We start from the raw sequence: 14,256 nt of genomic DNA, 5'->3' as shown, positions 1-14,256 counted from the left end.
TTAAGGGGCCGCAATATGGCGGTGCTGATCCTCGACGAGGCCGGCAAGGAACGCGCCACGCACCGCGTTGCCTACGGCTCGCGCCTCTTCGTGGACGATGGCGACAAGGTGAAGCGCGGCCAGCGCATCGCCGAGTGGGATCCCTATACCCGCCCGATCCTCACCGAAATCGAGGGCAAGGTGGCGTTCGAGGATCTGGTCGACGGCATTTCCGTCCAGGAAACGGCCGACGAATCGACCGGCATCACCAAGCGCGAGGTCATCGACTGGCGTTCGACGCCGCGCGGCAACGACCTGAAGCCGGCGATCATCGTGCACGACGCCAAGGGCAAGGTCGGCAAGCTGTCGAAGGGCGGCGATGCCCGCTTCCTGCTCTCGGTCGAGGCAATCCTCTCGGTCGAGCCGGGCGCGCATGTCCGTCCCGGCGACGTGCTGGCGCGTATTCCGATGGAAAGCGCCAAGACCAAGGACATCACCGGCGGTCTGCCGCGTGTTGCCGAACTGTTCGAGGCACGTCGTCCGAAGGATCACGCCATCATCGCCGAGATCGATGGCACGGTCCGCTTCGGCCGCGACTACAAGAACAAGCGCCGTATCATCATCGAGCCGCATGACTCGACGCTCGAGCCGGTCGAATACCTGATCCCGAAGGGCAAGCCGTTCCATCTCCAAGACGGCGACGTCATCGAGAAGGGCGACTACATCCTCGACGGCAACCCGGCGCCGCACGACATCCTGGCGATCAAGGGCGTGGAGGCGCTTGCCTCCTACCTCGTCAACGAGATCCAGGAGGTTTACCGCCTGCAGGGCGTGTCGATCAACGACAAGCACATCGAGGTGATCGTTCGCCAGATGCTGCAGAAGGTCGAGATCACCACGCAGGGAGACTCGACCTACATTCCGGGCGACCACGTCGACGTGATCGAGCTGGAAGAGGTCAACGAGCGGCTGATCGAGGACGGCAAGAAGCCAGCCGAAGGTCAGCCGGTGCTGCTCGGCATCACCAAGGCATCGCTGCAGACGCCGTCCTTCATCTCGGCCGCCTCCTTCCAGGAGACGACCAGGGTGCTGACCGAAGCGGCGGTTGCCGGCAAGACCGACATGCTGCAGGGCCTGAAGGAAAACGTCATCGTCGGCCGGCTGATCCCGGCCGGCACCGGCGGCACGATGAGCCAGATCCGGCGCATCGCCACCTCGCGCGACGAGCTGATCATCGACGAGCGCCGCAAGGCCTCTGGCGTCGAGGTCGCCGAGCCGATGCTGACCGACATGGTCACCGCCGCGCAGTAAGCGCGGGATGAGAAGAGAAGAAGGAAAGGGGCCCTATGTGGCCCCTTTTCGCATTTGGGCCACGAGGAACTATGATGAGCAAGAAGACCTGGACGGCCGTCGACGACTACATCGTTGCTTCCCTGTTCGAGGCGGATCCCGTGCTTGACGCGGTGCTCGCAGCAAACCGCAATCAGGGCCTGCCGGCGATCGATGTCTCCGCCGCGCAGGGCAAGCTATTGTCGTTGCTGGTGCGCATCCGCGGCGCGAGAAGGGTGCTGGAAATCGGAACCCTTGGCGGCTACTCGACAATCTGGATGGCGCGGGGACTGCCCGTTGATGGAAAGGTCGTGACGCTGGAGCTCGATCCGCACCATGCCAGGGTCGCACGCTCGAATTTCGAGCGGGCAGGGGTGTCAGACCGGATCGATCTGCGCATCGGTCCAGCGCTTCAATCGCTCGCCGCGCTGAGTGGCGAAAACGCGGGTCCGTTCGATCTGGTCTTCATCGACGCCGACAAGCCGAACAATCCGAATTATCTCGACTGGGCAATGAAGCTGTCACGGCCTGGAACGGTCATCGTCTGCGACAACGTCATTCGTGACGGCGCTGTGGTGCAGGAAGATAGCGGCGACGCCAATGTCGAAGGCGCACGCGCGGCGTTCTCGTTCATTGGGGGCGAGAGGCGACTGGACGGCACCGCCATCCAGACCGTCGGCGCCAAGGGCTATGACGGCTTTGCGATAGCGATCGTCGAGTGAAGGGGTTGGACAGATGGACGAGGCGGCTCTTTGGGACCTGATCAACGCGGGGCGAGAGCGCATGAATCTTGCGCAGAGAAGACTCTGGGACGTGTTCGGCATCGACCCGGAGCTATGGACGCATCGCTCTCCGGCAGGGGACGACCGGCGCGTTTGGGTGGTCGCGTTGATCGGCCGAAGCGTGATTTCCTACAATGAATTCGAATACGGCTTCGACCGCTCGCATTTCGTCCGGTATGGCGAGATTGCCGAGCTTGGCTGGGGGCACGACGACCTTGAGGTTGCCGTTCAACACGTTCTGAACGAGGTGGAGCGCGGAGATCGAACCGCGCCCATCGTTTCTGAACCTCGGACAGGAGCACATCCCGTTCGAAGACGATAGGATAACGGCGAGAAGGTTCTCAGTTTAGCTCAATCGAAGAACGCCTCGACCACATTGCGCTTGCCGAGCATGAAGGCGTCGGCAACGTGCTGTAACGGCGCGAGATCGACGTCGGAGACGCCGGCGCGGATGATCTCGGCGAAGCGACTGTAGAGCATCGGGTATTCCGCTTCCGGCTCGTCGTGGACGATCTTGCCGTCGATGGCGAGCTTCGCGCCGCCGCCCGAAAGCACCATCTTGCCCTTGTCGGTCTCGGCCAGGATGTCCCAGCTCTGCGGACCGGTCTGCAGCCAGTCGAGCTCCATCGTCACCGGCACTCCATTCGAGGTGCGGAAGGCGACATGCGCGGCAACCGGCGATGCGCGATTCTCCGGAAAATCGAGAACCGCCGAGGTGATGAACATCGCCGGCAGGATGTGGGTGGCGATCGACAGCGCGTTGATGCCCGGATCGAAGACGCCAAAGCCGCCCGGCGCCCAGATCCATTCCTGGTTCGGGTGCCAGCGGCGCACGTCTTCCTTCCAGATGATCGCCGCCGAGCTGATCCTGGCCGAGGCCAGGAATTCGCGCGCGGCCTCGACCGCCGGCGCGTAGCGTGAGTGCCAACTGGCGAAGAGAGAAACGCCATGCTTGCCGGCGATCCTCTTCAGGTCCTCGACCTCGCTGACGGTGGCGCCCGGCGGCTTCTCCAGGAAGACATGCTTCCCGGCTTCGAGCGCTGCGCGCGCGGCATCGTAACGGAACTGGGGCGGCATGCAGAGCGAGACGGCGTCGAGGTCCGGCACGGCGTCGAGCATTGCCTCGATGGTCGGAAAGTTCGGGATGCCGTCGACCTTGCCGTGCCGGCTGGCGGCGGCGATGAGCTGGTAGTCGCTGTCTTTCGCCAGAGCCGGAAGATGCTGGTCGCGGACGATCTTGCCCACGCCAACGATGCCGAGCTTGATGGGACCTTTGTTCGAGGGCATGGGAACTCCGAGGATTTGGAAAGGTGGGTGTTTCTAAGCAGGGAAGTGACGCCGGGCAAGCCGGCGCCGATCGTCAGATCGGCTCGTCGAACGTGATGATCGACACTTCGCCTTCGAGCGCGCCCTGGTAGGCCGACAGATGCGGCTCGTCATCGGGCGCGCCGTCCATGTCGCCGATCTGGTCGAGTTCGGCCTCGGCATAGCCTTCCGCGGCGAGCGAATCGAGCGCCTTGCGCACCGCCGAATCGTCGTCGGGCGCCACAAGCATCACATGGACGCCTTCCGGCTTGCCGCCTTTCTTCTTCCAGACACGGCCGGTGATGATGGTGACCGGGCGTTCCTCATTGTCGTTCACGGGCTGATTCCTCTCGGCAAAGGGCGGGGCAAGGGCATTTCTGCGGCTCGTGCCGCCTTTTGGCATGAAGCATGGGCCGGCGACAGCCAAAAGCCGGTCACTTTCTTCCTCGCCCTTGCAAAAAGACGCAAGAAAATTACATGCGTTTTTCGCATGGCTGCCAAGCCCCGGTTCGCGCGCAATATTTGCCAGCGCGGGGTTGACGGTTCGAAGGGTTGCGAGTAGAAGCCGCCCAGTCAGAACCGATGTGAGGCTTTCCTTTTCGAGGCGACACGCCTTGGAGTTTGCCTCAAACAGGGTTCGTTTTACGAGCGAAAAGACATTTCCGGCGCGCATGAAGCGGTTTCCGCTTCCTCTGCAATTTGTTCGGGCAGGACCGCGAGGCGCGGTGTGTTGCCCGAATTTGCGTATGGAAACGACGCTTTGAGCGGCCCTGACCGGGCAAGACACGGAATTGAGAGACAAGAGGGTTTAATGCCTACCGTCAACCAGCTGATCCGCAAGCCGCGCCTGGCGCCGGTGAAGCGCAACAAGGTCCCGGCCATGCAGCAGAACCCGCAGAAGCGGGGCGTCTGCACGCGCGTCTACACCACGACGCCGAAGAAGCCGAACTCGGCGCTGCGCAAGGTGGCCAAGATCCGCCTGACCAATGGTTTCGAGGTGATCGGCTACATCCCGGGCGAAGGCCACAACCTGCAGGAACACTCCGTGGTCATGATCCGCGGCGGCCGCGTCAAGGACCTTCCGGGTGTGCGCTACCACATCATCCGCGGCGTGCTCGATACCCAGGGCGTCAAGAACCGCAAGCAGCGCCGTTCGAAATACGGTGCCAAGCGTCCGAAGTAAGGTTTTCCGGCTTCGGCGCTTTTTTTGACTGCGCCGGGCCATGAGAGATTGAGAGACAAAAGCCATGTCCCGTCGTCACAGTGCAGAAAAGCGTGAGATCAATCCGGACCCGAAGTTCGGCGACCTGATCGTCACCAAGTTCATGAACGCCGTCATGTATGACGGCAAGAAGTCGGTTGCCGAGACCATCGTCTACGGCGCGCTGGACCAGGTCCAGGCCAAGACCAAGCAGGAGCCGGTCACCGTCTTCCATCAGGCGCTCGACAATGTCGCGCCGCATGTGGAAGTGCGCTCGCGCCGCGTCGGCGGCGCCACCTACCAGGTTCCGGTCGACGTGCGCCCCGAGCGCCGCCAGGCACTGGCCATCCGCTGGCTGATCACCGCGGCGCGCAATCGCAACGAGACCACCATGATCGACCGCCTCTCGGGCGAGCTGATGGACGCGGCCAACAACCGTGGCACGGCCGTGAAGAAGCGTGAAGACACCCACAAGATGGCAGAAGCCAACCGCGCCTTCGCGCACTACCGCTGGTAAAGCGCGAACGAGACTGAGAGGCACCTACCATGGCCCGCGAATACAAAATCGAAGACTACCGCAATTTCGGTATCATGGCGCATATCGACGCCGGCAAGACGACGACGACCGAGCGCGTCCTGTACTACACGGGCAAGTCGCACAAGATCGGCGAAGTCCATGACGGCGCTGCCACCATGGACTGGATGGAGCAGGAGCAGGAGCGCGGCATCACCATCACGTCCGCCGCGACCACGACCTTCTGGAAGGGCCGTGACGGCAAGATGCACCGCTTCAACATCATCGACACTCCCGGACACGTCGACTTCACCATCGAGGTCGAGCGTTCGCTGCGCGTGCTCGACGGCGCCATCGCGCTGCTCGACGCCAATGCCGGTGTCGAGCCGCAGACGGAGACCGTCTGGCGCCAGGCCGACAAGTACCACGTGCCGCGCATGATCTTCTGCAACAAGATGGACAAGATCGGCGCCGACTTCTACCGCTCGGTCGAGATGATCGGCTCGCGCCTCGGCGCGCAGGCCGTCGTCATGCAGCTGCCGATCGGCGCCGAGACCGAGTTCAAGGGCGTCGTCGATCTCGTCGAGATGAACGCGCTGGTCTGGCGCGACGAGACGCTGGGCGCCGCCTGGGACGTCGTCGAGATCCCGGCCGACCTCAAGGCTCGCGCCGAGGAATACCGCGAGAAGATGATCGAAGCCGCCGTCGAGATGGACGAGACCGCGCTCGAGAACTACCTCGAAGGCAAGATGCCGTCGAACGACGAGATCCGCGCGCTGATCCGCAAGGGCACCATCGCGGTCAAGTTCTTCCCGATGTTCTGTGGCTCGGCCTTCAAGAACAAGGGCGTGCAGCCGCTGCTCGACGCCGTCGTCGAATACCTGCCGTCGCCGGCCGACGTTCCCGCCATCAAGGGCGTCGATGCCAAGACCGACGCCGAGATCGAGCGTCACGCGGACGACAACGAGCCGCTGTCGATGCTGGCCTTCAAGATCATGAACGACCCGTTCGTCGGCTCGCTCACCTTCGCCCGCATCTATTCGGGCAAGCTCGCCAAGGGCGTCTCGCTCGACAACACCGTGAAGGGCAAGAAGGAGCGCATCGGCCGCATGCTGCAGATGCATGCGAATTCGCGCGCCGACATCGAAGAGGCTTACGCCGGCGACATCGTCGCTCTGGCCGGCCTCAAGGACACCACCACCGGCGACACGCTCTGCGATCCGCTGCACCCGGTCATCCTCGAGCGCATGGAATTCCCCGATCCGGTCATCCAGATCGCCATCGAGCCGAAGACCAAGAACGACCAGGAGAAGATGGGCCTTGCCCTGCATCGCCTGGCGGCTGAGGATCCGTCCTTCCGCGTCAAGACCGACGAGGAAAGCGGCCAGACCATCATCGCCGGCATGGGCGAGTTGCACCTCGACATCATCGTCGACCGTATGCGTCGCGAGTTCAAGGTCGAAGCCAATATCGGCGCGCCGCAGGTGGCCTATCGCGAGACGATCACCCGCACGCATGAGCAGGACTACACGCACAAGAAGCAGACCGGCGGTACCGGTCAGTTCGCCCGCGTCAAGATCCTGTTCGAGCCGGACCAGGAAGGCGGCGACTTCAAGTTCGAGTCGAAGATCGTCGGCGGCGCGGTGCCGAAGGAATACGTCCCCGGCGTCGAGAAGGGCATCAACAGCGTGCTGTCGTCCGGTCCGTTCGCTGGCTTCCCGATGATCGGCGTCAAGGCGACGCTCATCGACGGTGCCTTCCACGACGTCGACTCCTCGGTGCTCGCCTTCGAAATCGCCGGCCGCGCCTGCTTCCGTGAAGCTGCGCCGAAGCTCGGCGTGCAGTTGCTCGAGCCGATCATGAAGGTCGAGGTCGTGACGCCGGAAGACTACGTCGGCAGCGTCATCGGCGACCTCAACGGCCGCCGTGGCCAGATCCAGGGCCAGGAAGCGCGCGGCGTGGCCGTCGTCATCAATGCGATGGTGCCGCTCGCCAACATGTTCAAGTACGTCGACAATCTGCGTTCGATGTCGCAGGGCCGCGCCCAGTACACGATGCAGTTCGACCACTACGAGCCGGTTCCGACCGCGGTCGCCCAGGAAGTCCAGAAGAAATACGCGTAACTCGAGCGGGTTGCACGAGACCTTAATTCAAGCCCCGCACGGGCAAGCAGGAATGGAGACATCACATGGCAAAAGGTAAATTCGAGCGCACCAAGCCGCATGTGAACATTGGCACGATCGGCCACGTCGATCATGGCAAGACGTCGCTGACGGCGGCGATCACGAAGTATTTTGGCGAATACAAGCGCTATGACCAGATCGACGCGGCACCCGAAGAGAAGGCGCGCGGCATCACGATCTCGACGGCGCACGTCGAATACGAGACGGCCAACCGCCACTATGCCCACGTCGACTGCCCCGGCCACGCCGACTATGTGAAGAACATGATCACCGGCGCGGCGCAGATGGACGGCGCGATCCTGGTCGTGTCGGCCGCCGACGGCCCGATGCCGCAGACGCGCGAGCACATCCTGCTCGCCCGCCAGGTCGGCGTGCCGTCGATCGTGGTGTTCCTGAACAAGGTCGACCAGGTTGACGACGCCGAGCTGCTTGAGCTGGTCGAGCTCGAGGTTCGCGAGCTCCTGACCAAGAACGAGTTCCCCGGCGACGACATTCCGATCGTCAAGGGCTCGGCGCTGGCGGCGCTTGAGGACTCCAACAAGACCATCGGCGAGGACGCGATCCGCGAGCTGATGGCGCAGGTCGACGCCTACATCCCGACGCCGGTGCGTCCGCTGGACAAGCCGTTCCTGATGCCGATCGAGGACGTGTTCTCGATCTCGGGCCGCGGCACCGTGGTGACCGGCCGCGTCGAGCGCGGCGTGGTCAAGGTCGGCGAAGAACTCGAGATCGTCGGCATCCGTCCGACGACCAAGACGACCTGCACGGGCGTCGAGATGTTCCGCAAGCTGCTCGACCAGGGCCAGGCCGGCGACAACATCGGCGCGCTGCTGCGTGGCGTCGACCGTGAGGGCGTCGAGCGCGGCCAGGTTCTGGCCAAGCCGGGTTCGGTGAAGCCGCACAAGAAGTTCGTGGCCGAAGCCTACATCCTGACCAAGGACGAGGGCGGCCGCCACACGCCGTTCTTCACCAACTACCGTCCGCAGTTCTACTTCCGCACCACTGACGTGACCGGCATCGTGACGCTGCCGGCCGGCACCGAGATGGTGATGCCTGGCGACAACATCACGGTCGACGTCGAGCTGATCGTGCCGATCGCCATGGAAGAGAAGCTGCGCTTCGCCATCCGTGAAGGCGGCCGCACCGTCGGTGCCGGCATCGTCGTCACCATCAAAGAATAATTGGACTTAAACCGATCTGTCGCGGGCGCGGAAGTTGCCCGCGCCGCGCCAGAACAAGGAAGTGACGCATGAACGGACAGAATATCCGCATCCGCCTTAAGGCGTTTGATCACCGCGTGCTCGACGCCTCGACGCGGGAGATCGTGTCGACGGCCAAGCGCACCGGCGCCAACGTCCGCGGCCCCATTCCGCTGCCGACGCGGATCGAAAAGTTCACGGTCAACCGGTCGCCTCACGTCGACAAGAAGAGCCGCGAGCAGTTCGAGATGCGCACGCACAAGCGTCTGCTCGATATCGTCGATCCGACCCCGCAGACGGTCGATGCTTTGATGAAGCTCGACCTCGCCGCCGGTGTCGACGTCGAGATCAAGCTCTAAGGAACAAGAGGCGCGGGGCGACCCGGAACTCTGAAGGAACAAGAGGCGTGGAGGGGCGACAGCCCCGACAGGGAACTCTAAAGGAATTGAACCGATGCGTTCAGGTGTGATTGCAAAGAAGGTGGGAATGACCCGCATCTATAACGATGCCGGGGAACATGTTCCCGTCACCGTTCTCCAGATGGAGAATTGCCAGGTCGTGGCGCAGCGCACGCAGGAGAAGAACGGCTACACCGCCGTCCAGCTCGGCGTTGGCCTTGCCAAGGTAAAGAACACGTCGAAGGCGATGCGCGGCCATTTCGCCGCCGCTTCCGTCGAGCCGAAGGCGAAGCTCGCCGAATTCCGCGTCTCCGCCGACAACATGATCGACGTTGGCGCCGAGATCACCGTCGAGCACTTCGTCGCCGGCCAGAAGGTCGACGTCACCGGCACCTCGACCGGCAAGGGTTTCCAGGGCGTGATCAAGCGGCACAACATGGGTGGTGGCCGCGCCACGCACGGTAACTCGGTCTCGCACCGCACGCACGGCTCGACCGGCCAGCGCCAGGACCCCGGCAAGGTGTTCAAGGGCAAGAAGATGGCCGGCCACATGGGTGACGTTCGCGTCACCACGCAGAACGTCGAGGTCGTCTCGACCGACGCCGACCGCGGCCTGATCCTGATCCGCGGCGCGGTTCCCGGCGTCAAGGGCGCCTGGATCCTGGTCCGCGACGCGGCCAAGGTCGCGCTGCCGGCCAATGCGCCGAAGCCTGCCGCGATCCGCGCTGGCGCCGCCAAGAATGAAGCCCCGGCTACCGAGGGAGCGGAATAATGGACCTCAAAATCACAACGCTGGGCGGCAAGGACGCCGGCAAGGTGAAACTCTCCGAGGAGATTTTCGGCCTTGATCCGCGCGAGGACATCCTGCAGCGCGTCGTGCGCTGGCAGCTGGCCAAGAAGCAGCAGGGCACGCACAAGGCCAAGGGCCGCGCCGAGATCGCGCGCACCGGCGCCAAGATGTACAAGCAGAAGGGTACGGGCCGCGCCCGCCACCATTCGGCTCGCGCCCCGCAGTTCCGCGGCGGCGGCAAGGCGCACGGCCCGGTCGTGCGCAGCCACGAGCACGACCTGCCGAAGAAGGTGCGCGCGCTCGGCCTCAAGCATGCTCTGTCGGCGAAGGCCAAGAGCGCGTCGATTATCATCGTTGACGAGCTGAAGCTGACCGAGGCCAAGACCAAGGCGCTGGTCGCGAATTTCGAGACGCTTGGCCTGACCAACGCGCTCGTCATCGGCGGCGCCGAGCTCGACCAGAACTTCAAGCTGGCGGCGACCAACATTCCGAACATCGACGTGCTGCCCATCCAGGGCATCAACGTCTACGACATTCTGCGCCGCGGCACGCTGGTCCTTTCCAAGGCCGCCGTCGAGGCTCTCGAGGAGCGCTTCAAATGACCGACCTTCGTCACTACGACGTGATCGTCTCGCCGGCGATCACCGAAAAGTCGACCATGGCTTCCGAGCAGAACCAGGTCGTCTTCAACGTCGCCAAGAAGGCGTCGAAGCCGGAAATCAAGGCCGCCGTCGAAGCCCTCTTCGGGGTCAAGGTTACGGCCGTGAACACGCTTGTCCGCAAGGGCAAGATCAAGCGCTTCCGCGGCACGATCGGCCGCCAGGGCGACGTCAAGAAGGCGGTTGTGACGCTGGCCGACGGCCAGTCGATCGACGTCGCGACGGGTCTCTGAGCAAGGCCGCGAGGACAGGACAATGGCACTCAAGAAATTCAACCCGGTAACGCCGAGCACCCGCCAGCTGGTCATCGTCGACCGCTCGGGCCTCTACAAGGGCAAGCCCGTGAAGGGCCTGACCGAAGGCCTGACCAAGTCGGGCGGCCGCAACAATTACGGCCGCATCACCGCCCGCTTCATCGGCGGCGGTCACAAGCGTTCGTACCGCATCATCGACTTCAAGCGCCGCAAGTTCGACGTCGTCGGCACGGTGGAGCGGATCGAATACGATCCGAACCGCACCGCCTTCATCGCGCTGATCAAGTATGACGACGGTGAGCTGTCCTACATCATCGCCCCGCATCGCCTTGCCGCCGGCGACAAGATCGTGGCAGGCGAAGCGGTCGACGTGAAGCCGTGCAATGCGATGCCGTTGGCCTCGATGCCGGTCGGCACGATCGTCCACAACATCGAGCTGAAGCCGGGCAAGGGCGGCCAGGTCGCCCGTTCGGCGGGCGGTTACGCCCAGCTCGTCGGCCGCGACCAGGGCATGGCGATCCTGCGCCTCAACTCGGGCGAGCAGCGCGTCGTGCACGGTTCCTGCATGGCGACCGTCGGCGCGGTGTCGAACCCCGACCACGGCAACATCAATGACGGCAAAGCCGGCCGCACCGTGTGGCGCGGCAAGCGTCCGCACAATCGCGGCGTGGCCATGAACCCGGTCGATCACCCGCACGGCGGCGGCGAAGGCCGCACCTCGGGTGGCCGTCATCCGGTTTCGCCCTGGGGCAAGCCGACCAAGGGCAAGAAGACGCGGTCCAACAAGGCGACCGACAAGTTCATCGTGCGCTCGCGCCATCAGCGCAAGAGCTAAGAAGAGGTAACGCCAAGTGACTCGTTCGATTTGGAAAGGCCCCTTCATCGACGGCTACCTTCTCAAGAAGGTGGACAAGGTTCGTGAAGGCGGTCGCAATGAGGTGATCAAGATGTGGAGCCGTCGCTCCACCATCCTGCCGCAGTTCGTCGGCTTCACCTTCGGTGTCTACAACGGCCAGAAGCATGTTCCCGTCTCCGTGAACGAGGACATGGTCGGTCACAAGTTCGGTGAATTCGCTCCGACCCGGACCTATTACGGTCACGGCGCGGATAAGAAGGCGAAGAGGAAATAATCATGGGCAAGGCCAAAGCTCCGCGCAGGCTTGCTGACAACGAGGCGCGCGCCGTTCTGCGCACGATCCGTATCAGCCCGCAGAAGCTGAACCTGGTTGCCGCGCTGATCCGCGGCAAGAAGGTCGCGACAGCGCTTTCCGACCTCGAATTCTCGCCCAAGCGGATTTCCGGCACGGTCAAGAAGACGCTGGAATCGGCGATCGCCAACGCGGAAAACAACCACGACCTCGACGTCGACGCGCTGATCGTGGCGGAAGCCTATGTCGGCAAGTCGATCGTCATGAAGCGGTTCCACGCTCGTGGCCGTGGCCGCGCCAGCCGTATCGAAAAGCCGTTCTCGCACCTCACGATCGTCGTTCGTGAAGTCGAGGAAAAAGGGGAGGCCGCATAATGGGCCAGAAAGTCAATCCGATCGGGCTGCGTCTCGGCATCAACCGCACCTGGGATTCGCGCTGGTTCGCGAACACCGGCGAGTACGGCCAGCTGCTGCATGAGGACATCAAGATCCGCAAGTATCTTGAGAAGGAACTCAAGCAGGCCGCCATCTCCAAGGTCGTGATCGAGCGTCCGCACAAGAAGTGCCGCGTCACCATCCACGCGGCGCGTCCGGGCCTGATCATCGGCAAGAAGGGCGCCGACATCGAGAAGCTTCGCAAGAAGCTGATGGAGATGACGAAGTCCGAGACGCACCTCAACATCGTCGAGGTGCGCAAGCCGGAGATCGACGCCACGCTGATCGCGCAGTCGATCGCCCAGCAGCTGGAGCGCCGCATCGCGTTCCGCCGCGCCATGAAGCGCGCCGTTCAGTCGGCGATGCGTCTCGGCGCCGAGGGCATCCGCATCAACTGCTCGGGTCGACTGGGCGGCGCCGAAATCGCGCGCATGGAATGGTACCGCGAAGGCCGCGTGCCGCTGCATACGCTGCGCGCCGATGTCGACTACGGCACGGCCGAGGCGAACACCGCTTACGGCATCTGCGGCGTCAAGGTCTGGGTGTTCAAGGGCGAGATCCTGGAGCACGACCCGATGGCGTCGGAACGCCGGGCCACCGAGGGCGATCATGCGCATGGCGGCAGCGCCGGTGGTGAGCGCGAGCGCGGTCGCCGTCGCGAAAACGCCTGAGACATTTGAGAATTTGGAGTTAGAACGATGCTGCAGCCAAAGCGCACAAAGTTCCGCAAGCAGTTCAAGGGCCGCATCCACGGTACCGCCAAGGGCGGCACCAATCTGGATTTCGGCGGTTTCGGGCTGAAGGCGCTTGAGCCGAACCGCGTCACCGCGCGCGAGATCGAGGCGGCCCGCCGCGCGATCACCCGCGAGATGAAGCGCGCCGGCCGCGTCTGGATCCGGGTGTTCCCGGATCTGCCGGTCACCTCGAAGCCGACCGAAGTGCGTATGGGTAAAGGCAAGGGCGCCGTCGACTATTGGGCGGCGCGCGTCAAGCCTGGCCGCATCATGTTCGAGATCGACAGCGTCAGCGAAGAGACGGCGCGCGAGGCGCTGCGCCTCGGCGCGGCGAAGCTCTCGGTCAGGACGCGCTTCGTACAGCGCATCGCAGAATAAGGACGGGCCGATCATGAAAGCCGAAGACATCCGGACCAAGACCCAGGACCAGCTGACCGACGACCTGGCCAGCCTGAAGAAGGAGCAGTTCAACCTGCGCTTCCAGAAGGCCACCGGTCAGCTCGAGAAGACCGCGCGCGTGAAGCAGGTCCGCAGGGACATAGCGCGCATCAAGACCATCGCTGCGGAAAAGTCCGCGGCCAAGAAGGCTTAAGGACGAAAACCATGCCAAAGCGCATTCTGCAGGGCACCGTCGTCAGCGACAAGAATGAGAAGACGGTCGTCGTCAAGGTCGAACGGCGCTTCACGCATCCCGTGATGAAGAAGACCGTGCGCATGACCAAGAAGTACAAGGCGCACGACGAGAATAACGCCCACAAGGTCGGCGATCAGGTGTTCATCCAGGAATCGAAGCCGATTTCCAAGGACAAGCGCTGGATCGTCGTGTCTTCGGACCAGGCGTAAACAAACGAATTTTGGACAGACCGGGGAGGGGCTTCGAGCCTGTCCCGTTAGAAAAGAAGAAGGCGGCCAGTCATGATTCAGATGCAAACAAACCTCGACGTCGCGGATAATTCCGGCGCCCGTCGTGTCATGTGCATCAAGGTGCTGGGCGGCTCGAAGCGGAAATACGCCTCTGTCGGCGACATCATCGTGGTGTCGATCAAGGAAGCCATTCCGCGCGGCCGCGTGAAGAAGGGCGATGTGATGAAGGCGGTCGTTGTTCGCACGGCCAAGGACATCCGACGCCCGGACGGCAGCGTGATCCGTTTCGACAAGAACGCGGCCGTTCTCGTCGACAACAAGAAAGAGCCGATCGGCACGCGTATCTTCGGACCGGTTCCGCGCGAACTTCGCGCCAAGAACCACATGAAGATCATCTCGCTCGCGCCTGAAGTGCTGTAAGGAGCCGGACCAATGCAGAAGATCAGAAAAGGCGACAAGGTCGTCGTGCTTGCCGGCAAGGAC

The 14,256-nt window shown here is 63.4% G+C and carries 20 protein-coding genes and 1 pseudogene; 19 read left to right on the top strand and 2 right to left on the bottom strand.

Going from position 1 to position 14,256, the window contains the following annotated elements; genetic code table 11:
* From EN742_RS07905 to EN742_RS07895, 3 genes and pseudogenes are all read left to right on the top strand, one after another.
* Window positions 1-1,290, top strand: a pseudogene (locus EN742_RS07905) (DNA-directed RNA polymerase subunit beta'); the annotation flags it as partial.
* Between the two features lie 74 nt (window positions 1,291-1,364).
* On the top strand, window positions 1,365-2,030 hold the full coding sequence (locus tag EN742_RS07900; protein ID WP_127406509.1) for an O-methyltransferase: 666 nt from the start codon (window positions 1,365-1,367) through the stop codon (window positions 2,028-2,030).
* A 13-nt stretch (window positions 2,031-2,043) separates the two neighbouring features.
* On the top strand, window positions 2,044-2,412 hold the full coding sequence (locus tag EN742_RS07895; protein WP_128332630.1) for a hypothetical protein: 369 nt from the start codon (window positions 2,044-2,046) through the stop codon (window positions 2,410-2,412).
* A gap of 29 nt (window positions 2,413-2,441) precedes the next feature.
* On the opposite strand, the gene EN742_RS07890 is transcribed toward EN742_RS07895, so the two are convergent.
* Both EN742_RS07890 and EN742_RS07885 read right to left on the bottom strand, forming a co-directional pair.
* On the bottom strand, window positions 2,442-3,377 hold the full coding sequence (locus EN742_RS07890; protein WP_127406511.1) for a Gfo/Idh/MocA family oxidoreductase: 936 nt from the start codon (window positions 3,375-3,377) through the stop codon (window positions 2,442-2,444).
* Window positions 3,378-3,450: 73 nt separating this feature from the next.
* Window positions 3,451-3,732 carry a transcriptional regulator gene (locus EN742_RS07885; protein WP_126054430.1) on the bottom strand — a complete coding sequence of 94 codons (282 nt, stop codon included), beginning with the start codon at window positions 3,730-3,732 and terminating at the stop codon, window positions 3,451-3,453.
* A 474-nt stretch (window positions 3,733-4,206) separates the two neighbouring features.
* Here EN742_RS07885 and rpsL point away from each other — a divergent pair, with 474 nt between their 5' ends.
* The 16 genes from rpsL to rplN all read left to right on the top strand — a co-directional run bounded on the left by rpsL (window position 4,207) and on the right by rplN (window position 14,193).
* Entirely contained in the window at window positions 4,207-4,578 is a 372-nt protein-coding gene (rpsL, locus tag EN742_RS07880; RefSeq protein ID WP_006202128.1) for a 30S ribosomal protein S12, read from the top strand.
* A 64-nt stretch (window positions 4,579-4,642) separates the two neighbouring features.
* The gene (gene rpsG, locus EN742_RS07875; protein WP_126054431.1) at window positions 4,643-5,113 is read left to right on the top strand and encodes a 30S ribosomal protein S7; all 471 of its coding nucleotides are present in this window, start codon (window positions 4,643-4,645) and stop codon (window positions 5,111-5,113) included.
* 29 nt (window positions 5,114-5,142) lie between these two features.
* The gene (fusA, locus tag EN742_RS07870) at window positions 5,143-7,233 is read left to right on the top strand and encodes an elongation factor G (protein WP_126054432.1); all 2,091 of its coding nucleotides are present in this window, start codon (window positions 5,143-5,145) and stop codon (window positions 7,231-7,233) included.
* Between the two features lie 65 nt (window positions 7,234-7,298).
* A complete protein-coding gene (gene tuf / locus EN742_RS07865) occupies window positions 7,299-8,474 on the top strand; it encodes an elongation factor Tu (protein WP_095805843.1) in 1,176 nt (391 codons plus the stop codon).
* 68 nt (window positions 8,475-8,542) lie between these two features.
* Window positions 8,543-8,851 (top strand): 30S ribosomal protein S10, encoded by a 309-nt coding sequence (gene rpsJ, locus EN742_RS07860; protein WP_006205468.1) that lies wholly within the window; start codon window positions 8,543-8,545, stop codon window positions 8,849-8,851.
* A gap of 94 nt (window positions 8,852-8,945) precedes the next feature.
* On the top strand, window positions 8,946-9,662 hold the full coding sequence (gene rplC, locus EN742_RS07855; RefSeq protein WP_126054433.1) for a 50S ribosomal protein L3: 717 nt from the start codon (window positions 8,946-8,948) through the stop codon (window positions 9,660-9,662).
* Window positions 9,662-10,282 (top strand): 50S ribosomal protein L4, encoded by a 621-nt coding sequence (gene rplD, locus EN742_RS07850; protein WP_126054434.1) that lies wholly within the window; start codon window positions 9,662-9,664, stop codon window positions 10,280-10,282. The genes rplC and rplD overlap by 1 nt, the downstream gene beginning before the upstream one ends.
* Entirely contained in the window at window positions 10,279-10,572 is a 294-nt protein-coding gene (locus tag EN742_RS07845) for a 50S ribosomal protein L23 (protein WP_126054435.1), read from the top strand. Before rplD ends, EN742_RS07845 begins: the two co-directional genes overlap by 4 nt.
* Before the next feature lie 22 nt (window positions 10,573-10,594).
* Window positions 10,595-11,428, top strand: coding sequence for a 50S ribosomal protein L2 (gene rplB, locus EN742_RS07840; RefSeq protein WP_128332629.1), 834 nt, complete (start codon window positions 10,595-10,597; stop codon window positions 11,426-11,428).
* Window positions 11,429-11,444: 16 nt separating this feature from the next.
* Window positions 11,445-11,723, top strand: a complete 279-nt coding sequence (rpsS, locus tag EN742_RS07835) for a 30S ribosomal protein S19 (protein ID WP_006205463.1) — start codon at window positions 11,445-11,447, stop codon at window positions 11,721-11,723.
* 2 nt (window positions 11,724-11,725) lie between these two features.
* Window positions 11,726-12,115 (top strand): 50S ribosomal protein L22, encoded by a 390-nt coding sequence (gene rplV / locus EN742_RS07830; protein ID WP_128332628.1) that lies wholly within the window; start codon window positions 11,726-11,728, stop codon window positions 12,113-12,115.
* Window positions 12,115-12,846, top strand: a complete 732-nt coding sequence (rpsC, locus tag EN742_RS07825) for a 30S ribosomal protein S3 (protein WP_126054437.1) — start codon at window positions 12,115-12,117, stop codon at window positions 12,844-12,846. The genes rplV and rpsC overlap by 1 nt, the downstream gene beginning before the upstream one ends.
* A 27-nt stretch (window positions 12,847-12,873) precedes the next feature.
* The gene (gene rplP / locus EN742_RS07820; protein WP_128332627.1) at window positions 12,874-13,287 is read left to right on the top strand and encodes a 50S ribosomal protein L16; all 414 of its coding nucleotides are present in this window, start codon (window positions 12,874-12,876) and stop codon (window positions 13,285-13,287) included.
* Window positions 13,288-13,300: 13 nt separating this feature from the next.
* Window positions 13,301-13,501 carry a 50S ribosomal protein L29 gene (gene rpmC, locus EN742_RS07815; protein WP_126042433.1) on the top strand — a complete coding sequence of 67 codons (201 nt, stop codon included), beginning with the start codon at window positions 13,301-13,303 and terminating at the stop codon, window positions 13,499-13,501.
* 11 nt (window positions 13,502-13,512) lie between these two features.
* Window positions 13,513-13,752 carry a 30S ribosomal protein S17 gene (rpsQ, locus tag EN742_RS07810; protein WP_010909280.1) on the top strand — a complete coding sequence of 80 codons (240 nt, stop codon included), beginning with the start codon at window positions 13,513-13,515 and terminating at the stop codon, window positions 13,750-13,752.
* A 72-nt stretch (window positions 13,753-13,824) separates the two neighbouring features.
* Complete coding sequence (gene rplN / locus EN742_RS07805) at window positions 13,825-14,193, top strand: 50S ribosomal protein L14 (protein ID WP_006205457.1); 369 nt, start codon at window positions 13,825-13,827, stop codon at window positions 14,191-14,193.
* Window positions 14,194-14,256 lie beyond the last annotated feature (63 nt).

Origin of the sequence: Mesorhizobium sp. M4A.F.Ca.ET.020.02.1.1, assembly GCF_004022645.1 — a bacterium.
GTDB lineage: Bacteria > Pseudomonadota > Alphaproteobacteria > Rhizobiales > Rhizobiaceae > Mesorhizobium.
Note: the sequence above shows the minus strand (reverse complement) of the source record. Positions and strands in the feature narration are given on the sequence as shown.